Source organism: Arthrobacter sp. Y3224055, from assembly GCF_059090825.1.
Window position 1 is genome coordinate 64,220 of sequence record NZ_JBNHGB010000004.1, and the last position, 20,855, is coordinate 85,074.

Annotated in this window: 17 protein-coding genes and 2 pseudogenes; 14 read left to right on the forward strand and 5 right to left on the reverse strand. The window is 68.4% G+C overall.

The features are described 5' to 3' along the window. Positions 1–25 precede the first annotated feature (25 nt). Genes AC5RTY_RS10880 through AC5RTY_RS10890 form a run of 3 tightly spaced genes read right to left on the reverse strand, consistent with a single transcriptional unit; the run spans position 26 to position 3,697 of the window. Positions 26–730: a DsbA family oxidoreductase gene (locus tag AC5RTY_RS10880; RefSeq protein ID WP_494074356.1), complete on the reverse strand. Its 705-nt coding sequence runs from the start codon at positions 728–730 to the stop codon at positions 26–28. Between the two features lie 28 nt (positions 731–758). Beyond that, a complete protein-coding gene (locus AC5RTY_RS10885) occupies positions 759–2,015 on the reverse strand; it encodes a M20 family metallo-hydrolase (protein WP_494024805.1) in 1,257 nt (418 codons plus the stop codon). Then, complete coding sequence (locus AC5RTY_RS10890) at positions 2,012–3,697, reverse strand: thiamine pyrophosphate-dependent enzyme (RefSeq protein ID WP_494025740.1); 1,686 nt, start codon at positions 3,695–3,697, stop codon at positions 2,012–2,014. The genes AC5RTY_RS10885 and AC5RTY_RS10890 overlap by 4 nt, the downstream gene beginning before the upstream one ends. Before the next feature lie 117 nt (positions 3,698–3,814). On the opposite strand from AC5RTY_RS10890, the gene AC5RTY_RS10895 reads away from it, so the two are divergent. The 7 genes and pseudogenes from AC5RTY_RS10895 to AC5RTY_RS10925 all read left to right on the forward strand — a co-directional run. Beyond that, entirely contained in the window at positions 3,815–4,972 is a 1,158-nt protein-coding gene (locus tag AC5RTY_RS10895) for an RsbRD N-terminal domain-containing protein (RefSeq protein WP_494024804.1), read from the forward strand. A gap of 194 nt (positions 4,973–5,166) precedes the next feature. Then, positions 5,167–6,528 (forward strand): MFS transporter, encoded by a 1,362-nt coding sequence (locus AC5RTY_RS10900; protein ID WP_494013251.1) that lies wholly within the window; start codon positions 5,167–5,169, stop codon positions 6,526–6,528. Next, a complete protein-coding gene (locus AC5RTY_RS10905; protein ID WP_494002081.1) occupies positions 6,525–6,920 on the forward strand; it encodes a RidA family protein in 396 nt (131 codons plus the stop codon). The genes AC5RTY_RS10900 and AC5RTY_RS10905 overlap by 4 nt, the downstream gene beginning before the upstream one ends. Then, the gene (locus AC5RTY_RS10910; RefSeq protein WP_494024803.1) at positions 6,913–7,536 is read left to right on the forward strand and encodes an RraA family protein; all 624 of its coding nucleotides are present in this window, start codon (positions 6,913–6,915) and stop codon (positions 7,534–7,536) included. Before AC5RTY_RS10905 ends, AC5RTY_RS10910 begins: the two co-directional genes overlap by 8 nt. Positions 7,537–7,723: 187 nt before the next feature. Next, positions 7,724–8,377: a GDSL-type esterase/lipase family protein gene (locus AC5RTY_RS10915; protein ID WP_494024538.1), complete on the forward strand. Its 654-nt coding sequence runs from the start codon at positions 7,724–7,726 to the stop codon at positions 8,375–8,377. A gap of 10 nt (positions 8,378–8,387) precedes the next feature. After that, positions 8,388–9,971: pseudogene (locus AC5RTY_RS10920) on the forward strand (DEAD/DEAH box helicase); the annotation flags it as partial. Positions 9,972–10,100: 129 nt separating this feature from the next. After that, positions 10,101–10,586, forward strand: a pseudogene (locus AC5RTY_RS10925) (DEAD/DEAH box helicase); the annotation flags it as partial. 31 nt (positions 10,587–10,617) lie between these two features. On the opposite strand, the gene AC5RTY_RS10930 reads toward AC5RTY_RS10925, so the two are convergent. Beyond that, on the reverse strand, positions 10,618–12,054 hold the full coding sequence (locus AC5RTY_RS10930; protein WP_494139510.1) for an amino acid permease: 1,437 nt from the start codon (positions 12,052–12,054) through the stop codon (positions 10,618–10,620). 231 nt (positions 12,055–12,285) lie between these two features. On the opposite strand from AC5RTY_RS10930, the gene AC5RTY_RS10935 reads away from it, so the two are divergent. From AC5RTY_RS10935 to AC5RTY_RS10950, 4 genes are all read left to right on the forward strand, one after another. Beyond that, entirely contained in the window at positions 12,286–12,618 is a 333-nt protein-coding gene (locus tag AC5RTY_RS10935; protein WP_494139511.1) for an ArsR/SmtB family transcription factor, read from the forward strand. Between the two features lie 13 nt (positions 12,619–12,631). Beyond that, entirely contained in the window at positions 12,632–13,129 is a 498-nt protein-coding gene (locus tag AC5RTY_RS10940) for an SRPBCC family protein (protein WP_494139512.1), read from the forward strand. Between the two features lie 109 nt (positions 13,130–13,238). Beyond that, positions 13,239–13,871 (forward strand): CG0192-related protein, encoded by a 633-nt coding sequence (locus AC5RTY_RS10945; protein WP_494139513.1) that lies wholly within the window; start codon positions 13,239–13,241, stop codon positions 13,869–13,871. Then, on the forward strand, positions 13,868–15,235 hold the full coding sequence (locus AC5RTY_RS10950) for a DUF2254 domain-containing protein (protein WP_494013234.1): 1,368 nt from the start codon (positions 13,868–13,870) through the stop codon (positions 15,233–15,235). The genes AC5RTY_RS10945 and AC5RTY_RS10950 overlap by 4 nt, the downstream gene beginning before the upstream one ends. Positions 15,236–15,242: 7 nt before the next feature. On the opposite strand, the gene AC5RTY_RS10955 is transcribed toward AC5RTY_RS10950, so the two are convergent. Then, on the reverse strand, positions 15,243–17,267 hold the full coding sequence (locus AC5RTY_RS10955) for a vWA domain-containing protein (RefSeq protein WP_494139514.1): 2,025 nt from the start codon (positions 17,265–17,267) through the stop codon (positions 15,243–15,245). A 349-nt stretch (positions 17,268–17,616) separates the two neighbouring features. On the opposite strand from AC5RTY_RS10955, the gene cycA reads away from it, so the two are divergent. The 3 genes from cycA to AC5RTY_RS10970 all read left to right on the forward strand — a co-directional run bounded on the left by cycA (position 17,617) and on the right by AC5RTY_RS10970 (position 20,855). Further along, the gene (gene cycA / locus AC5RTY_RS10960; RefSeq protein WP_494013232.1) at positions 17,617–19,074 is read left to right on the forward strand and encodes a D-serine/D-alanine/glycine transporter; all 1,458 of its coding nucleotides are present in this window, start codon (positions 17,617–17,619) and stop codon (positions 19,072–19,074) included. Between the two features lie 218 nt (positions 19,075–19,292). Beyond that, complete coding sequence (locus AC5RTY_RS10965; protein WP_494013231.1) at positions 19,293–20,246, forward strand: acyl-CoA thioesterase; 954 nt, start codon at positions 19,293–19,295, stop codon at positions 20,244–20,246. Positions 20,247–20,414: 168 nt separating this feature from the next. Then, on the forward strand, positions 20,415–20,855 hold the full coding sequence (locus AC5RTY_RS10970; RefSeq protein ID WP_494002091.1) for a VOC family protein: 441 nt from the start codon (positions 20,415–20,417) through the stop codon (positions 20,853–20,855).

A 20,855-nucleotide genomic window follows, 5' to 3' on the forward strand; every position in this document is an offset into this window, starting at 1 on the left:
GCCCGCCGGTTCCGGTCCGGTCAGGTCAGTTGCAGCCGTCGGGGCCGCACACCGCGCCGTCGTCGGTCTTCGACTGCGGCAGCACGGTCAGCGGGCTGCGCTCGTTCCACGCCTGCCGAATCGCCTGCGCGAACGCCTCGGCCGGCTGCGCCCCGGAGATCCCGTACTTGCGGTCCAGCACGAAGAACGGCACCCCGTTCACGCCGAGCGCGCGGGCCTCGGCGATGTCGGCGCGGACCTCCGCGGCAAAGCGGTCGCCCGCCAGCGTCTCGCGGATCTCCGTCTCGGAAATGCCCAGTTCGACGCCGATGCCCACCAGGTACTCGGCGTCGCCAATGTCTTTGCCCTGCTCGAAATGGCCGGACAGCAGGGCTTCCTTGGCCTGGTCCATCACGCCGTGCTCCTTGGCCAGATGCAGGAAGCGGTGCGCGGTGAAGCTGTTGGCCACCACCACGGAGTCAAAGTCGTAGTTCAGGCCCTCGCCCGCGGCCTGCGCCGTGACGTGCCCGAACATCTGCTTGACCTGGTCCTGCGGCATGCCCTTCATCCGGGACAGGTACTCGGTCTCGGTGCCGTCATAGTGTTCCGGCAGGGTGGGGTCGAGCTGGTAGCTGCGCCATTCGACGTCGATCTGGTCCTTGTGCTCGAAGCCCTCCAGGGCCGTTTCGAAGCGGCGCTTGCCGATGAAGCACCAGGGGCAGGCAATGTCGGACCAGATCTCAATCTTCATGGACACGTCAACAAAGAGCGCGGGCCGACTATTCCGCGCGGTCCAACTCCCCGTGGCACAGGCGCCGGACCACGTCCGTGAGCATGTGCAGGCCTGCCACGACGTCCTCGTCCCTGGTGTACTCGTGCTCGTTGTGCGAGATGCCCTCGACCGAGGGCACGAAGAGCATGATCGTCGGGACGATGTCCTTCATGTTCGTCGAGTCATGCCCGGCCAGGGTCTTCACCTTCCGGTAGGAAAGGCCGAGGTCGACCGCGGCCTTTTCGGCCAGTTCCACGCCCTCAGGCTGGTACGGCGTCACGGGCCAGCAGTGGGAGCCGCCCTTGTCGATCCGCACGTTCGCGGCCCGCTCGATCTGAAGCATCCGCTCGTGCAGCATCTGGTCGGCCTCGGCCAGTACCGCCTCGTCGGCTGACCGCAGGTCAAGCAACAGGTTCACCCGGGACGGCACGACGACGGGGGAATTCGGATACACGTCGAGCTGGCCCACGGAGGTGTGCAGGACGCCGGGGAACCGGTCCGCAATTTCCCGCGCCGCCACCACCAGCATCGAGGCCCCCAGCAGGGCATCCTTCCGGTCCGCAATCACCGTGGAGCCGGTGTGCGACTGCTCGCCGTGCACCACGAACTCGTACTTGTTCGCCGCCCAGTTTGAATCCACCAGGCCGATCGTCACGCCGTCGCGCTCCATGCTCCGGCCCTGCTCGATATGGATCTCGGCGCAGTAGGCCGCCGCCGGCCCCGTGCCGGACCCGAGGCAGCCGATGGACTGCAGCGCTTCCGCGACCGTAATACCGGCCGGGTCCTCCACCGCCAACGCGGCAGCGGCGGTCATCTTTCCGGTGTAGACCGAGCTGCCCATCATCGAGGGCTTGAACCGTGCGCCCTCCTCGTTGAACCAGTTCACGACCGCCAGGTTGTATTGCGGGGCGGTGCCCGAGGAGCGCCATTCGGCCGCCAGCCGGAACGCGGCGTGCGCGGCGGCGAGGACCCCGTAGGCGCCGTCGTACTTACCCGCGGTCGGCTGGGAGTCCAGGTGCGAGCCCACCACCACAAACGGCGCGTCCGGCACCAACTCCAGCAGGCCGAATTGGTTGCCTATCTGGTCGAACTCCACGCGGAAGCCCTCTGACTCCAGCAGTTCGGTGAACCAGCGCCGCTGTTCGCCGTCCGCCGCCGATCCGGCCAGCCGGTGGACCCCGCCGTTCTCCGTCGCCCCGAACCCGCTCAGCGCCTCGAAGTCCCGCAAGAAGCGTGCGTCGTCGTGTGAATCCAGCCCGCTCATCGCGCGTCCTCCTGTTCTCCGGTCTTCGGTGACCGCACGGATGGGTCCTGCAGCACGTGCAGCAGGGCGGGCTTGCCGCTGTCGACGGCGCGGCGGAAGGCATCGCGGAAATCAGCTGTCCGCTCCACCCGTTCGCCGTAGCCACCGAAGGACTGGGCCCACTGCGCGAAGTCCGGGTTGGTGAGCTCCGTGCCCGACGGCCGGCCCGGATAGCTGCGCTCCTGGTGCTCGCGGATGGTCGCGAAGCACCCGTTGTCCACCACGATGACCACCGGCGCGCTGCCGTACGCCGCGGCCGTCCCGAACTCCTGCCCGTTCATGAGGAAGCAGCCGTCGCCGGCCACGGAGACCACCTGCCGGCCGGGGAAGATCAATCCGGCCGCCACGGCGGCAGGGATGCCGACCCCCATGGCGCCGTTGCGCGGTGCCACGAGCGAGTCCGCCGCCGAGTGCGGCAGGTAGCGTGCCGGCCACAGCGCGTGGTTTCCCGCGCCGTAGGTGATGACGGCGTCGTCGTCCAGTTCCTCGCGCAGCACCGCCATGCACTCGTTCAGGTCCACGCCGCGGCCGCCGTCGAGCGGCACCGGGGCGCTGAAGCGCTCGTACTCGGCGCGGGCGTCCGGCAGCCAGGACGGCTCGGCGGCGCCGGTCTCCGGCAGCCCGGACAGGGCCTCGGTGAAAGCAATCGGATCGGCCACGATGTGCTGGTCGAGGCGCCCGAAGTGCCCCAGCGTGTCGCCGGGCATCACCACCACGGTCTCGGCATCCAGGCCGGCGGTGTACCCGTCGCTCAGGACGTCCGCGCGCGGGCAGCCGATGAACACCAGCAGATCCGACTTATCGAACCGCGCAGCCAGCGCGTCACTGCGGGCGTAGCCGAGCGACCCTACGTAGCTGTTTCCGCCCTCGAGCCGGTGCGGCACGGCATCGTAGGCGCGGAAGTCCGCGGCCACCGGGATTCCACGCCCGGCCGCCCACCTGGCCAGCGCCTCGCCGGATTCCTGCGTCCAGCTTTCGCCGCCCACCACGATCATCGGGCGGCTGGCCTGTGCCAGCCTCGTGCCGAATTCCTGCAGTGCCAACGACGACGGGGCCGTTCGGGCCAAGGCTCGCGGCGTCACCGGGACGCCGCCCGGGACCATGTGGGTGAGAACGTCCTCGGGAAGGCCGATGACCACCGGGCCGGGCCGGCCGCTGAGGGAGGTGTGGATGGCGTCGTCCACGACTGCGGCTGCCGAGGCTGCATGGTCGAGGACCAAGACCTTCTTAGCGGTGCTGCCGAACCAGGCGTTGATGTCGAACTCCTGGAACGACTCACGTCCGCGGTCGGCCACGGGGATGAGTCCGACGAAGAGCACCAGGGGAGTGGCGTCCTGATAGGCGGTGTGGACGGAGATGAACGCGTTCGCCGCCCCGGGCCCGCGGGTCACCATGGCGATCCCGGGAAGGTCGGTCAACCGGCCCTCGGCCAGCGCCATGAACCCGGCGCCTCCCTCATGGCGGGTGACGACGGTGGTGATCGAGGAATCGTGCAGGCCGTCCAGGACGTCGAGGAAGCTCTCGCCCGGGACGCCGTAGACGCGTTTCACCCCGGCGGCCTCGAGCTGTGCCACGATCAGATGTCCCGCGCTGATACCGGCGCCGGCGCTGCCTGCGCTGCCGGTCCTGCCGGCCTCCGGCATGGCTGTAGTGCTCACGCTGTTCCCTTCCTTCGGTCTTTGTCTCGTTCCATGCTGGCAGCCGCCAACTGCGAAGTAACTAGCTGAAGCCAACCCCTTTGGCGCGTTTAGACTGTGCTCATGCACACAGTCTTTGGCGAGACGTCCGACCGGGCCTGGGCAGGACTCGTGGCGCGGCTGCGGCAGCAGGCCGGGGCGTTGAAGGCGGATTTCGTCCAGCGGGTTCGGAGCATCCCAGGCTACGCGCAGGACTTGGTCGGCCACGACGATCTGGAGTCGACGGCGGCAGGTTCCCTCGAGCTGATCCTGGACTGCCTGGAGGAACCCGCTTCCTATCCCGGCCTGCTGAGGTTTGCGGAGGAACTGGGCGCCCGCCGGGCACGCCAGGGTGTGCCGCCGGAGGCGCTGATTTCCGCCGTGCGTCTCGACTTTCCGGTGGTCTGGGGCAGCCTGTTGGAGCTGTCCGGCCCCGAGGACGCCGCCATGCTGACAAACCGGGTGGAAACCGTCTGGAAGGTGGTTGACGACTATGCCGCCGCCGCCCATTCCAGCTATCTCGCCGAGCGCATCCTCATGGCCCGGGAGGAAGCAGGCGTGCGGCACGAGTTCGTGGCCGCGTTGTTCGGGCCGGAGGGCCAACTGCCGGAGACCAGGAACCGCTTCGCCACAGCGTTCGACGTGAATCCGGATGGCCGGTTCGGGATAGCCGCCGCGCAGGGGAAGGCCGCCGCGGCGCTGCGTCAGCTCGCGTCCTATTCACACCGTGGGGCGCCGGCCTTCCTCCATCAGGCGGACAAGTACACGTACGTGTTCTGGCCCGAAACGCAGGGGATGCAAAACCTGGGCGGCGTGCGGGTCCCGGCACCGCTGGCATCGGTTCCCTGCGGGGTGCACGGACCCGTGCTCGGACTCGGGGAACTGACGCCGGCGGCGAGGATCGCCGCGGTGCTCAGCGATCTGGTCAACAGCAGTGACAAGCAACCGTTGACCGTAGGTGAGGACTGGACCCGCCTGACCCGCCTGCGGATGGCAGGGATCGGCATCGATGTCAGGGCTGGGCTCGAGGCACAACTGGCGGTTTGCCGGCCGGACGAACGCGACCGGCTGGAAGAAACCGTGCTCAGCTTCATGCGGAACGGGAGCGTCACCGAAACCGCCGAGCATCTCTACTGCCACCGCAACACCATCCTGAACCGGCTCAAGCGGTTCAAGGACCTCACCGGCATCGACCTGATGAAACCCGTGGAGGCGGCCCGCGCGGTTGTCGCCTGGGCCTGAGGCAAACCCCCGGGGCCTGTAGGGGTTGTGTCGGGCGCGGGTGTGCAGATGCCCAGCCCCGGCGTCCGAAACGTGTGTGCTTAGCGATTGTGAGGCACACTACACGCCCGGGATAGTGGGTAAACGATTCGAATGCGCTCAGCACGAGCATGCGGCCCTGCCGCCGACCACTTCGCACCCCTATTGGAGATGCAATGTCCCAGCATGTGACACCCACCAGCGCGGCCGCGGCCCGTTTGGACCGCCGGAAGATGCGGAAGATATCCACGGCAAGCGTCATCGGCACCACCGTCGAGTGGTACGACCTGTTTCTTTTCGGCACCGCGTCCGCGCTGGTGTTCAACCGGATCTTCTTCCCCGAGCTCGACGGCGCCGTCGGCACCATCCTGTCGTTCCTGACCTTCGCGTCGGCCTACCTGGCCCGCATGGTGGGGGCCATCCTGTTCGGTCACTTCGGCGACCGGCTGGGCCGCAAGTCCATGCTGCTCATCTCACTCATGACCATGGGCGCGGCGACCTTCGCCATCGGCCTGGTGCCGGACTACTACACCATCGGTGTGGCAGCGCCGCTGCTGCTGCTGCTGCTCAGGCTCATCCAGGGTCTGGCGCTCGGCGGCGAGTGGGGAGGCGCGGTGCTCATGACCGTCGAGCACGCACCGGAGAACCGGCGCGGCTTCTTCGGCTCTATGGTGCAGATCGGTGTTCCGATCGGAACCCTGCTGGCCAACGTCGCCTTCCTCATCGTGGCCTCCACCATGAGCGACGAGGCACTGCTCAGCTGGGGCTGGCGCGTCCCGTTCCTCCTCTCCGCCGTCCTGGTTGCGGTCGGAATCTACATCCGCCTCAACATCGAGGAGACCCCGTCCTTCCAGATGGTCCGCGAGACCGGGGCCAAGGCCAAGCTGCCGTTCGCCTACCTGATGAAGCGCTACTGGAAGCAGGTCATCCTGGGCGGCGTCGCCACCCTCTCCACGGGCAGCACCTTCACCCTCCTGGTCGCTTCCGGCGTCAACTACGGCACAGCGGAGCTCGGCTACTCCAAGGACAAGATGCTCTGGGTGGTCATGTTCGCCTGCGCGCTGGCGTTCGTCGCCATCCCCTTCTTCGGCCGGCTCTCGGACCGTGTGGGCCGGAAACCCATCATCTTCGCCGGCATCATCGCCGAGGCCCTCCTGGCTTTCCCGTTCTTCTGGCTGCTCAACTCCGGATCCGAGCCGCTGCTCTTCGTTGCCTACGGCCTGATGATGCTCGCCTTCTCCGCCAACTACGGACCGATCGCGACCTTCCTCGCCGAGCTCTTCGGGTCCAAGGTCCGTTACTCCGGCCTGTCCGTTTCCTACATGCTCTCCGGCCTGCTGGGCTCCGCGGCGACTCCCGCGATCACCGTGGCGTTGCTGGCGGCCACCGGCCAGAGCACGTCCATCGCCTGGTACATCATGGGCGCCGCAGTGCTCTCCCTCATCGCGCTGTACCTTCTAACGGAGACCCGTCACGGCGATATCGACGCCGTGGACAACACGGACACGGTGAAGGCATTTGCCAAGGCGGAATCGTGAGCATTCGCCGCATCACTGCAGCGCCGGGTGCGGTGGGGCCGGTGGGGCCCTACTCCCAGGCGGTGGTGGCGAACGGTTTTGTCTTCACCTCCGGGCAGATCCCGGCGGGGCCCGGCGGCCTGGCCGACCAGCCGGAGAACTTCTCCGACCAGGTGCGCCAGACCATCCGGAACCTGGAAGCGATCCTGATCGAGGCCGGCAGCGGCCTGCAGCACGTGGTCAAGGTGAACACCTACCTGACCAGTGCTGACCAGCTCGAGGAATACAACGCCGTGTACGACGAGTACTTCGGTCCGCACCGGCCGGCCCGCACGTCGGTGTGCGTCAGCCTGTGGGGCGTGTCCCTGGAGATCGAATGCGTGGCAGTGGTTCCAGGGGCAGACCATGGATGAGTTGCTGCGGAAACTGGGCCGGGTCAGCCTCCCCACGCTCGGCCACTTCCTGGAGGACGGCTTCTGCAGCGGGGACATCCGGAGCATGGTGCCGGGCGTCCGCATGATGGGGGTAGCCGCCACCGCGTTGATTCCCGACGCAGATGCCGTGGCCGTAAACCAGGCGCTGGTCCGGCTTCGTCCCGGCGAGGTCTTGGTTCTGGACCTGAACGGGGACCGGAGCCACGCCCCGGTAGGTGCGGTCACCTCTGCCGCGGCCAGGGCCCGCGGCGCGGCGGGCATCCTGGTGGACGGTTCGGTAACCGACCTCACGGATTTGCAGGCGGCGGACGACGGCGGGGCGTTGCCGGTCTTCGCACGCGGCACCACGTGCCTGACGACGAAGCGGCACGGCTCCGGCCGGTCGCAGTTCGGTGTCGCGGTCACCATCGGCGGCACCACGGTGAATCCCGGCGACATCGTCTTAGGTGATGAGAACGGAGTGGTGGTGCTGGCGCCCGAGGTGGCAGCCGCCGTCGTCGATTCCGCCATTGAGTCGGACGATGCCGAGCCGGCAATCCTGAAGCGGATCGCCGCGGGAGAGCCCCTTCAGGACGTGCTCTACCTCGGCTATTGAACAGTAATTCGCTCAAGGACCCGGGTGCGCTCTACGGCACCCGGGTCCTTTCGTCCTCTGGCCTGCTCCAGGGGGATAGGGGGCGCACCTACCGGGTGGTCGGGACGGGGGGATAAGGTGTGCTCACCGGCCCGAGTGCCCGCCCGCGGTCCCAAAGGCCTCACCGACCCTGAAGCAGGAGGGCGACATGGCAGCTGACGCACCCGGCAGCACCGGCCACGTCGTGCTGCTCGGCGACTCGGTGTTCGACAACGCTGCCTATGTTGCCGGCGGCCCCGACGTCGTGACGCACCTTCGCGGGCTGTTGCCGCGCGGGTGGCAGGCCACGCTCCTGGCCCTCGACGGCGCCGTCATCAGCGGGGTCGCCGGCCAGCTCCGCTCCCTCCCGCGGGACGCCACGCATCTGGTGATCAGCGTGGGCGGGAACGACGCTCTCGGTTACGCCTACCTGCTCAATGAACCGGCCGTTTGGGCGGCCGAAGCCCTGGCCATGTTCGCCGATGCCCAGGATAAATTCGGCGCCGGCTATGCCGCGATGCTGGATGCGGTCGCGGCCACGGGGCTGCCGACGGCGGCCTGCACCATCTACGACACCCCGCCGTCGGGCCCCGACCAGCGGATCATCCGGTCGGCCGCCGCCCTGTTCAACGACCACATCACACGGGCCGTCTTCGCCCGGGGGCTGGCGCTGGTGGACCTGAGGCTTATCTGTCCCGAAGACGCCGACTACGCGAATCCGATCGAGCCCTCCGTCCAGGGCGGCCGCAAGATCGCGCACGCCATCAGCGCCTACTTGTTCCCCGAGCAGGCCGCCCCTCGCTCCCTGGTCATCGGCGCCTGAGCGCCGGAAGATGCCGGACAACGAACGCCTTGAAGCCGGCGCGGCCGGCGCGGCCGGCACGGCCGGCGCGGCTGGCGCGGCTGGCGCGGCCGGCGCCCGCGGGCTCCGGGAATTCCGGGACCGGCTGGGCTTCGAGCTGGACCCGTTCCAAGTAGAGGCCTGCTCGGCGCTCGAGGCCGGCCGCGGGGTGCTGGTTGCGGCCCCCACCGGGGCCGGCAAGACGGTGGTGGGGGACTTCGCCGCCTTCCTGTCCGTCGCCCGGGGCACCAGGACGTTCTACACCACGCCCCTCAAGGCGCTGAGCAACCAGAAGTTCGCCGAACTCTCTGCGGCCTACGGGAGCGCCCGGGTCGGCCTGCTCACGGGAGACAGCAGCGTCAATCCGGACGCCGACGTCGTCGTCATGACCACCGAGGTGCTGCGCAACATGCTCTACACGGGATCCCCGGGCCTGGAGCGACTGGCGTATGTGGTGATGGACGAGGTGCATTACCTGGCGGACCGGACCAGGGGAGCGGCGTGGGAGGAGGTCATCATCCAGCTCCCGCAGACGGTGCGGCTGGTCAGCCTCAGCGCCACCATCTCCAACGCCGAAGAGTTCGGGGGCTGGCTGGAAGCGGTCGGGGGCGATACCGCCGTGGTGGTGTCCGAACACCGTCCGGTGCCCCTGTTCCAACACGTGATGGCCGGGAACCAGCTGTTCGACCTGTTCGTCGAGCCCGTCGCCTTCGACGAGCTCGACCCGCAATCGCCGGCGGTGCTTGACGAGCATCCGCTCAACCCCCACCTGCTGGCGCTGTCCGATGCGGCCTCGCTGACCCGATCGGCCACCGGCGATGAGCAGGAGCGCGGCCGGACCCGGCAGTTCCACCGGTCCCGCAGCCCGGCAGAAGGCGGCCGGGATTCCAAACCCTGGGCGCAGCTGCTCCAGCGGCTCGGCCGCGACGGGCTGCTGCCGGCGATCGTGTTTGTCTTCTCCCGGGCCGGGTGCGACGCCGCCGTTCGTTCCTGCACCGGATCGGAACTCTGGCTGACGGACCTCCGCGAACGCAGGGAGATCCTCCGCCGCATCGACGCCGCGGACCTTGGGCTGACCGGGGAGGAGGGCGAGGCGCTCGGAATCCCCGGGTGGCGGGAGGGCCTGCGCCGGGGCATCGCCGCGCATCATGCCGGAATGCTTCCGGCGTGCAGGCAACTGGTGGAGCAACTGTTCGCCGAGGGACTGCTCAAGGCCGTCTTCGCCACGGAGACCCTGTCCCTGGGGATCAACATGCCCGCCCGCTCGGTGGTGCTCGAGCGGTTGGAGAAGTTCGACGGCGAGGCCATGGTTCCCTTGACCGCGGGCCAATATACGCAGCTGACCGGACGCGCGGGCCGGCGCGGCATCGACACGGAGGGCCACGCCGTCGTGCTGTGGAGACCGGGAGTGGATCCGGCGGGGGTCGCGGCACTGGCCTCCCGGCGCACCTACCCGCTGCACTCAGGCTTCCGGCCCGGCTACAACATGGCCGTCAATCTCATCGCGCGGCACGGCCACGAGGCCGCACGCGCACTGCTGGCGCGGTCGTTCGCCAGTTTCCAGGCCGGGAGGTCCGGTCGGCCGGACCCCGCTGTTCATGAGGAAACCTTCAACGGCCTGGTTCGCGTGCTCGCCCGGTACGGCTACCTGACGGTCGATGCGCAGGGGACGTTGATCGACGACAACGACGGCGGCGCGCGGCTGCGCGGGATCTACGGCGAGCGGGACCTGCTGGTCTGCCTCGGCCTGGACAGGGGCGCCGCGCGACGGCTCACTCCGGTGGAGCTTGCCGGTTTTGCGGCCGCCATGGTGTACCGCAGCGGCAGGAGCCCGGCGGGGCCGGTGAAAATGCCGTCCGACGGGCTGCAGTACTCCTTCGACACCCTCACGGACGCCTGGGCGGAGCTGAGCGTGCTGGAGCGGCGCTACCGGCTGCCGGGTACCGCGGAACCGGAGACCGGGCTGGTGCGCCCGCTGTACGGCTGGGCGGCCGGCGAAAGCCTGGCCGACGTCCTGCCGGAGACGGGTCTGTCCGCCGGTGGTTTTGTGCTCTGGGCCAAGCGGTGCGCCGACCTGCTCGAGCAGGTGGCCGCCGCCCACCCGGAGCCGTCGGCCACCGCCGGCACGTGCCGAGAGGCCGTGCGGCTCATCCGGCGCGGGGCAGTGGCCCGCGGGACCCAGATCGACTGAGCGTCGGTCAGCGCAGGGCTAGGGGCCTAAACTACTGCTCCGCCGGCGTCCGCGCCGGTTCCGCGGCCACGTCCGCGCCGGTTTCGTCCACCAGCTCCGCGCGGCGCCGCCCGGCGCCCTTGATGCCGAAGCGGTAGGCCACGAACAGCAGGGCGATCCACGCACAGCCCACCACCAAGGCCACCCGGGTGTCCGGCATGATGCCCAGCAGCACCACGATGAACACCATGAAGCCCAGCGCCAGGTAGGATGCCACCGGCCAGAACGGCACCGGGAATTCCGACGCCGGCAGCCCCTTCCGCGCAATCTCCCGCTTCATCGCGATGTGGGAGAGCAGGATCATCAGCCAGACCCAGACCGTGGCGAACGTCGCGATCGACGCAACGATCAGGAACAGGGACTCCGGCAGGAGCGCATTGAGCACGACGCCGGCCAGCAGCACCGCGGCCATCGTCGCCACCGTCATCCACGGCACACCGTGCCGGGAGATCTTCGCGAAGGCCTTCGGCGCGTGGCCCTGCTCGGCCAGCCCGTACATCATCCGCCCGGCGCCGAACGTGTCGGAGTTGATGGCGGAAATGGCGGCGGTGATCACCACGGCGTTAAGTATGTGCGCGGCCGCCGGGATGCCCAGCATGTCGAAGATCTGCACGAACGGGCTGGTGGAACCGTCGATCCGGTCCCACGGCGAGATCATCATCAGTACGGCCAGCGTGCAGACGTAGAAGAGCAGGATCCGCACCGGCACCGTGTTGATCGCACCCGGGATCGCCTTCTTCGGGTTCTCCGCCTCGCCGGCCGTGATCCCGATGGTCTCGATTCCGCCGAACGCAAACATCACGATGGAGAAGGAGGCCAGCAGCCCCCAGAACCCGTTGGCGAAGAAGCCGCCGGATCCCAGCATGGTCTCCAGTCCCGGGTTGGCCCCGTCCGGTAGCCCGAAGCCGAAGACGATGATCGCGGCGCCGCCGACAATCATGGCGATGATCGCCGCGACCTTGACCAGCGACAGCCAGAATTCGGTCTCGCCGAACACCTTGACCTTGACCAGGTTCAGGGCGGCAATGAAGAACACGACGGCGAGGATCCAGATCCAGCGCGGCACCTCGGGGAACCAGAAGCCCATGTAGATGCCGAACGCCGTCACGTCCGCGATCGCCACGATGGCCATCTCGAACGCGAACGTCCACCCGGTGATGAACCCGGCGAACGGGCCCAGGTAGCGGCTGGCGTACTGGCCGAAGGACCCGGAGACCGGGTGCCGCACCGCCATCTCGCCCAGCGCCCGCATGACCAGGAAGACCGCGGCGCCGCCGATGGCATAGGCCAGCAGCACGGCCGGGCCGGCGGCCTGGATCGCGGCGGCCGAGCCGTAGAACAGGCCGGTGCCGATTGCGGAGCCGAGGGCCATGAAACGGATGTGGCGGACAGTCAGGCCACGCGCGAGCGCGGACGCGAATTGCGGCATGGGAGAAACAACCTTGCTGGAGGGAGACAGCCGGTCAAAAAAGCGGCCAGTCAATTCTACGCCCCGCCCGGAACCCCAGCGGGCCACAAGCCGTCCGTACGCCCGACGCCAACCGCACTGTGGCCGCAGCGGCGATCATCAGGCCGGCATCGTTGCCCCTGTGTGGAGTGCCAACCGTTTTCCCACCCACACCCTTGACCCCGCGCCCGCCGAGGACTAACCTGCAACCAAATGGTTGTAGATCAAGTCAGTGACCCCGAGTTGGACCGCCTGTTCCAGGCGCTCGCCGACGCTACCCGCCGCGACATCGTCGCCCGGGTGCTCACTGGCGAGTTCTCGGTGTCGGGTCTGGCGGCGGGGTACCAGATGAGTTTCGCCGCGGTACAGAAACACGTCGCGGTCTTGGAGCGGGCTTCCCTGGTGGTTAAGGAGAAGCGCGGAAGGGAGCAGATGGTGCGGCCTCATCCTGAAGGAGTGCGAAGAGCGCGTCGCCTGCTCGACGAATACGAGATGCTCTGGCGCCAACGCGTTGACCGGATCCAGGACATTCTCGCCAAGGGATAGGAAGGACACCGTCATGCCGGTTACCGATACCAAGCAGGACCTCGAGGCCCTGACATTCACCCTCGTGGCCGAGTTCGACGCACCCGTCGAGCGCGTCTGGCAGCTCTGGGAGGACCCGCGCCAGCTGGAACGCTGGTGGGGCCCGCCCGAGTGGCCCGCCACCTTCAGCGAGCACGAGTTCACTCCCGGCGGCACGGCCAGTTACTACATGACCGGGCCCGACGGCGAGACGGCCGCCGGCTGGTGGCGGATTACCGCGATCGAGGCCCCGCACCGGCTGACCTTCGAGGACGGGTTTGCCGACGACGACGGCGAGCCGGTGGCGGACCTGGGCACCACCTACGCCACGGTGACGCTGGAATCCATCGACGGCCGCACCCGGATGACCACCGAGTCCAGGTTCGAGTCCGCCGAGCAGCTGGAGAAGATGCTCGAGATGGGGATGGTCGAGGGCATGCAGGGGGCCATGGGCCAGATCGACGCCATCCTCGCCGAGCCCGCGTCCGTCTGAGCCCGGACATCCCGCGAGCGAAAGGGGAGTGACCACCGAGGCGGCACGGCAAGCCGGTGACCGACTGACCGCCGGCCCGTGCCCGTCCGAGAGTGGATAGGCTACAAACATGGCCATCATTTACGACGCAGTGTTGAATCCCACCAAGCAGGAGCTGCTGGCGGCATGGCTGCCCGAACAGCCGTGGTTCCGGGAACTCGGGGCAGACGCCGGCGAGCTGGAGCACCTTGGCGCCTTCCGCTTCGACGATCCGGCCGGAGAGGTCGGCATGGAAACGCACCTGGTCCGGGCCGGCGACGGTCCGGTGCTGCACGTCCCGCTGACCTACCGGGGCGCACCGCTGCCCGGAGCCGAACAATTCCTGGCCGGGACCATGGACCACTCCGTGCTCGGCGACCGCTGGGTCTACGACGCCTGCGCCGACCCGGTCTACGCCACCGCGCTGGCCACCGTGATCATCCAGGGCGGATCCGGCGCGGAGCAGTTCCGCGACGTGGACGGCAAGCTCGAGCCGCTGGCCGGCGCCCTCCCGGTCCGCGGCAGCGGCGGTCCCGGCGGCATCGTCCCCACCACGACGACGGCGGTGCCCACCACCGAGGGCAGCGTCACCACCATCGATGCCAACCCATTGACGTTGACCGTCTACCGAACTCCCGGGTCCCAGGAGAGGCCGGCCACGGCCCTGACGCTGACCTGCTCGCTGCCGGGCCAGCCGCCGCTGATCCTCGCTTCCGCCTGGTGAGCCGCCCGGTGCGGAGGAGCAAGGAGTCGGGGGTTCAGCGAGAGGAAGGTGCCTGGGGCCTGCGTGTTGCCGCGTTGCGCTACCGCTTCAAGGAGAGCCTCTTTCTCTTCCCGGCGGTGGTGATGTTGGCCGGCATCGCGCTGGCCATCGGTGCCACCGCCGTCGACCGAGCCCTCGGCCACCATGCCGATGTGCCGCTCACGCTGGCGATGAGCAGCAATGCCGCCACCTGGCTGCTGTCCACCGTCGCGGGAGCGATGATCACCACCGTCGGCGTGGTTTTCTCGTTGACCGTGGTGAGCCTGCAGCTGGCCAGCGACCAGTTCTCGCCGCGTGTGATGCGCTCGTTCATCCGGGACCGGCTCAGCCAGGCGGTTATCGGCCTGCTCGTTGCCACGTTTTTCTACTGCGTCCTCGTCCTGCCGAGCCTGAGCGGGGAACCGACCGAGCCGGCGCCGCGCATATCCCTGACGATCGCCGTCGTCCTCACCCTGGTGACCGTGGTGGGGATCATCGTCCACCTGGACCATCTTGCCCGCGGACTGCAGGTTGGCAACGTCGCCCGGGTCATCGCGGCAGAGGGCCGGACCGTCGTGGCGGCTCTTAACCGGGTGCCCTCTGGCCTGCAGCCCGTGGAGCCCAAAGACTTCCATGCCCCCGGGAATGCCGCCGTCATTCCTTGCCGGATGAGCGGATGGATCAGCCAGGTGGACAGCGGCCAGCTGCTGGGAGCGGTCCCTGCCGGCACGACGGTGCGGATGGAAACCCGTGTGGGTGCTTACATCCACGCGGGTGAAGCATTGTTCACGGTGTGGCCGCCACCGCCGGAGCGCAGCCGGGAGAAGCTTGCCGGGGCGATTGCCATAGCCGACTCGCGGACCATGCTGCAGGATGTCGACTTCGCTATCCGCCAGCTGGTTGACATAGGCCTGCGGGCGCTTAGCCCGGCCATCAACGACCCCACCACGGCAGTGGAGGTCATCCTGAGGCTGGGCAGCCTTCTGCGGGCGGTCCTGACCGCCCCGCTTGCTGCGGAAGCGCTGAAGGACGAGTCAGGCCGGGTACTGCTGCAGCCGTGGAACCTTGACCATGCCGAATACGTCGACCATGCCTTTGACCAGCTGCGACAGACGAGCCTGGACCAGCCGGAGGTCGTCGCCGCTCTCCTGCGGGTCCTCCGCATGCTCATCGCCCACGTCCGTGCCGAGGGCCACCCCGAACACACGCCGGCCCTGAACCGGCAGATGCAGCTACTTCTCGACGCCATGCGGGACCGGCCCGAACTGCACCCCGAGGACCTCCGGCGCCTCCAGGCGCTGTCCTCCGACGAGACAGACCCCGCCGACCACAGCCGCAGCCGGTAGCCCGGCGTTACTTCACGCCGCGATTCCTGCGGAGTACGACGGCGGTGGCCACGCCGGCGGCGAGGACCAGGGCCGCGCCGATGCCCCAGGCGAGGGCCGGGACCGAAGCCGGGCCTTCGCCGTCGTCCGCCACGGCAACGACAGTTGCCGTCCCCGCCTGGTGGTCCGCCGGTTCGGCCACCGCGGATTCGGTGGCCGCGGCGGAAGCACCGGGTTCGGTCATGCCGGGGCCGGGTTCGACGTCGCCGACCAGATCCAGGGTCAGGGTATAGGGGATCTCCGTCTCCTTCGCGTCCTCGAAGTACAGCGGGTCGACGGCCACCTGGAGGTAGTAGTCGCCGGCAAGGTACAGGGTGCGGACGTCGTGAATGCCCTCGGCGGCGTTGCGGTAGCGCACCGGAGAGGCGAAGTTCGCTGCCACCTTGGTGCCCGGGTCGGCCATGGACGTCATGCCGTAGGCCCCCGTGGAGGTGCCGTCGGTGATCGTCACCGGCTGGCGTAGCGGATTGGCGACGCCGACCTGCAGGTAGGACGGATTGAAGATGTCCTTTTCGTAATCGCCGAGCTGGGCGACGGCACGCAGCTGCTGCCCGTAGTCCACCGGAACCCTGTAGAAGTGCACCTCGCCGGGGATGAGCGTGGCCGCAAAGCTGCCGGGCGCCAGCTCGGGGGCGGAATTGAAGCTGTTGCCGGGAGTGGTCTCCCGCGGCTTGGTGCCCGGCTTCAGCAGATCGAGCTTGGTCACGGCGTCGTAGCCGGCGGGCAGTCCGGTGGTATCGGCCTCCGGCTCGGCGAGGAAGAGCAGCTCCATCGGCAGCGGGTCCTTTTTCCAGCCGGGACCGCTCCGGGTCACGCTGACCACCAGGTCGCCGCCGCCGGTGGGCTCGAGGCACTCTTTGTCGCCGCTGCCCATGGCGCCAGTGGAGAGCACCGCGGTGACCGGGCCGTCGGAGAGCCGGGCTTCGTCGCGGGATTCGCGAATCGAGTTCAGACATTCCTGCCCGTCGGGGGAAAAGACCTCGAGCTCCAGGGCGCTGTAGGTAGTCATGCTGCCGGCCCGGATCGGCATCACCAGGGACGCGCTGACGTGCAGGCGCTCGCCGTCGTCCAGGTGGACCTTGTAGAACTTGCGCGTCCCGCCCTCGTACGTCTTGTCGCTGCCGGCGGCGAAGGTGTCCAGGTACTGGCCTGTGGACACCTCCGCGGCAGCGGCGGCGCTCTTGCCGCCGGTCACCGGGATGCCGGCGAAGTCGTAGGGGTTCAGCGCGCGGACGGTCTTGATGACCATCTGCTCACGCAGCGTGTCAGCGTTGTCCGCGTCGGCGTAGGTGCCCCCGGAGGCCTTGGCGATGCATTCGAGTTCCTTGCGGGCCTGCGCATCCACCTTGAACCCGATGGTGTGCATGGCCAGGTCCACGCCGTCCTTGGCCAGGTCCTTGGCGACCTCGCACGGCGGCGGCGGCGAGCAGGTGTCGATGCCGTCCGACACCAGCACAATGCTGCGGGGACGGTCGTCGGGAAGCTCCGCGGCGGCCCGGCGCAGCGCCTCGCCCACCGGGGTGTAGCCGGACGCCTTGATCGAGTCGATCTGATCGACCAGTTTCCCGGGATCTGCGGTGCCCAGTTTGGACAGCACGCTCACGTCCTTGCAGCCCTCGGCCCGGGCCTCGGGGGAACTGTCCGTGTTGGTGCCGTAGACCATGAGGCCCAGCTGCGATCCCGCCGGCAGGGTTTCCACCAGCTCCGTGGCAGCGGCCTTGGCTGCGTCCATCCGCAGGGTGCCCTTGGCGTCGGCGTCGGGGTTGAGCATGGAGCCGGAAGCGTCCAGAATCAGCATCACCGGCACGGCCTCCTCGGATCCTGAGGCGGGAGCCTGTGGGACGGGCACCTGCGAAACCGGCACCTGCGCAACGGGCACCTGCGAAACCGGCACCTGCGAAACCGGCACCTGCTGCGGCAGGAACATGGCCAGCGCGGCAACCACTCCCAGCGCGCCCTTCAAGACCCCGACGCTCGCACTCACAATCGACACCGACTCTCTCGATGAAACGTTATTTTGCCCCGACTATATCCGGCAAAACGCGGCCCACGGGCCAGCCGGCGGGCGGCGAAGCGCGCCCACCGGCCGGCCGGCGGAATGCCAGCCCTGTTCACCGCGCGTTTCCTCGCGGGCCAGCCTGGACGTGCTCCCGATTGTTCTCGATTTGACCCACGTGAGCCGCGGCAGATAGGTTTTCGTGGCGTAGGTCACCCAGTCGGCCCCTCCGGGCTGAGCCGCGGGCGGCTTGCTCTCGGTCTGGCCGGACGGGCAATGGAGCCTGCGTCCGACCGGTTCGAAGGGAACCTCCCGCAGCTGCACAGTCCCACCCGTAAGGAACATAGTGAGCGCCACCAGCACCGAACCGCACCTCCAGCGGTCTTTATCCAACCGCCACATCCAGTTGATCGCCATCGGCGGTGCGATTGGCACCGGGCTTTTCATGGGCTCGGGCAAGACGATTTCCGTCGCCGGCCCCTCGGTCATCTTCGTCTACATGATCATCGGTTTCATGCTCTTCTTCGTCATGCGGGCGATGGGCGAGCTGCTGCTGAGCAACACCGAGTACAAGAACTTCGGCGACTTCGCCGGCGACATCCTGGGACCGTGGGCGGCGTTCTTCACCGGCTGGACGTATTGGTTCTGCTGGGTGGTCACCGGCATCGCCGACGTCGTCGCGATCGCGCACTACGTGGCGTTCTGGTGGCCTGACCTGCCGCTGTGGATCCCGGCGCTCGCCTGCATCCTGCTGCTGCTCGCGCTGAACCTGCCCACCGTGCGGGCCTTCGGCGAGACCGAATTCTGGTTCGCGCTGATCAAGATCATCGCCATCGTGGCCCTGATCGTCGTCGGGCTGGTCATGATTATCACCAACTTCGAGCACGACGGCGTCCGCGCCTCCTTCGGAAACCTGTGGGAGCACGGCGGAATGTTCCCCACCGGCTTCATGGGCTTCGTGGCCGGGTTCCAGATCGCCGTGTTCGCGTTCGTCGGAATCGAACTGGTCGGCACCACCGCCGCCGAGACGAAGGACCCGGAAAAGAACCTGCCGCGGGCGGTGAACTCCATCCCGATCCGCATCCTGATTTTCTACGTAGGCGCCCTCATCATCCTGATGGCCGTCCAGCCGTGGACCGGGTTCAACGCCGACGAATCCCCGTTCGTGGGCATGTTCGCCCTCGCCGGCCTCGTCGGCGCGGCCGGCGTCGTGAACTTCGTGGTCCTGACCTCGGCGACGTCGTCGGCGAACTCGGGCATCTACTCGACGTCGCGCATGATCTACGGCCTCTCGCTGGAGGGCGATGCCCCGAAGCGCTTCGGCAAGCTCTCGAGCCGCGGTGTGCCGCGCAGCGCGCTGCTGTTCTCCTGCATGTTCCTGCTCGCCGGCGTGGTTCTGCTCTACGCGGAGGGCAGCGTCTCCGAGGCGTTCACCATGGTCACCACGGTTTCGGCGCTCTGCTTCATGTTCGTTTGGACCATCATCCTGGTCAGCTACATCGTGTACCGCCGTCGCCGGCCGCAGCTGCACGAGGCCAGCAAGTTCAAGATGCCGGGCGGCTCGTTCATGCCCTACGTGGTCATGGCCTTCTTCGCCTTCATCCTGTGGGCGCTGACCACCCAGCCGGACACGCTGGCGGCCCTGCTGTTCACCCCGGTCTGGTTCGTCGCGCTCGGCATCGGCTACCTGTGGCTGCGCCGCAACCCGGAGCACACCGCGATCCGCGCCGCCCACGACGCCAAGGTGGCCGAGGAAAAGGCGGCACTCGGAGGCCGCGAGGACGCCCTGGCAGGCCGGCGCTAGCCGAGCCCCCCGCAGGCTGCACCGAAACGTCCGCTTCCCGGGTCTCCGGGGAGCGGACGTTTTTGTGTCGGTCCCTCTGCAGTCGGGCCACGTCCCTCTGCGGTTCGGCCACGTGCCTCTGCAGTCCGGCACCGTCCCTCATCCGTTCGGCCGTCCCTCAGCGCCCGGCTCGTCCGCGAACCGGCAACGGCGGCCCCACGCGCGGCTACGATGGCGCCATGGAAGATTCGATCACGCTGCGCTTCCTCGCCGCGCCCACCGACGTCGCGGCCGACGGGACCACGGTACAGGCCGGAAGGGTCCTCGAATGGATCGACAAGGCCGGGTACGCATGCGCCGTCGGATACTCGGGCGGATACTGCGTCACCGCGTACGTCGGCAATGTGCACTTCACCCGGCCGATCCACAACGGCGACCTGATCGAGGTCAGCGCCCGCATCGCGCACACCGGCCGTTCCAGCATGCAGGTGGTCGTCACCGTCGATGCGGCCGACGTGCGCTCGCGGCAGTTCCGGCCGGCGATGGACTGCATCCTGGTGTTCGTCGCCATGGACGAGCAACGGCGGCCCCGGCCCGTTCCGGCATGGGCGCCGACCGACGACGCGTCGGAGCGGCTGGCCCGCGGGATCGAGGGCCGGCTGGAGGCCCGGCGCGAGATCCGCGAGGTGATGAGCTCCCAGGCATATACGGATGCGGGCACCACTCCCTCCGAAAACTTCCGCTTCCTCGCCGCCCCCACGGACGTGAACTGGGGCGGCAACGCCCACGGCGGGATCGTGATGCGCTGGATCGACGAGGTGGCCAGGGCCTGCGCCATGGGCTGGTGCGGTGCCGACGCCGTGGCGGTCTACTCCGGCGGCATCCACTTCCTGAACCCGGTCCACATCGGGGACCTGGTGGAACTCTCCGCGCGGATGATCCACACCGGTCCGCACTCCATGCACATCGCCGTCCATGTGCGGGCACGGGACCCGCGCGGCGGCGACTGGCGGGACACCACTCAGTGCATGACCGTCTTCGTCACCCGGGACGAGGCTGGGCACGCCGCCAAGGTTCCGCAACTCGTGCTGCGCTCAGACGAGGATCGGCGGCTGGCCGCCCACGCCCAGGACCTGGTCCAGCGGCGGGCCGCACTGCCCCCGCTGGAGTTCGGCGTCGAGCGGACTTACTGACCCCCGCTTCCCGGCACAGGGTGCGGAAGCACCGGAGCACGCACAGGTTGGACGTTCCACCTCACGGGCAGGTGCGGCCGGGGCCCGCCGCCCCTTCCCGCGCGCCGTGGAAGGCGCAAGAATGAACGCGGCACGGAACGCGCCGCATCCACTACGGAAGGCAGACCCATGGCACTGGACCTGAACCCCTACCTGCAGTTCACCGGCAACGCCGCGGAGGCGATCGAGTTCTATCACTCCGTGTTCGGCGGCGAGCTGAGCAAAATGACCTACGCCGAGGGAATGGGCGACGAGAGCCCCGAGACCGGCGGGAAAATCATGCACTCGTCCGTGACCGTGGACCGCGGCTTCCTGCTGATGGCGTCGGACGTGCCGCCCGAGATGCAGGCCTCCCCGAACGGCTACATCTGTGTCAGCTCCAGCGGCGAAGACCCGGGCGAGGACGACAAGCTGCGCAGCTACTGGGAGGGCCTGAGCGACGGAGCAACCGTCAACCAGCCGCTTGAAAAGGCCCCGTGGGGCGACTACTTCGGGCAGCTCACGGACAAGTTCGGTGTGAATTGGATGGTCAACATCACCGCTCCGGAGAACGCCGGATCAGGCCAGTAG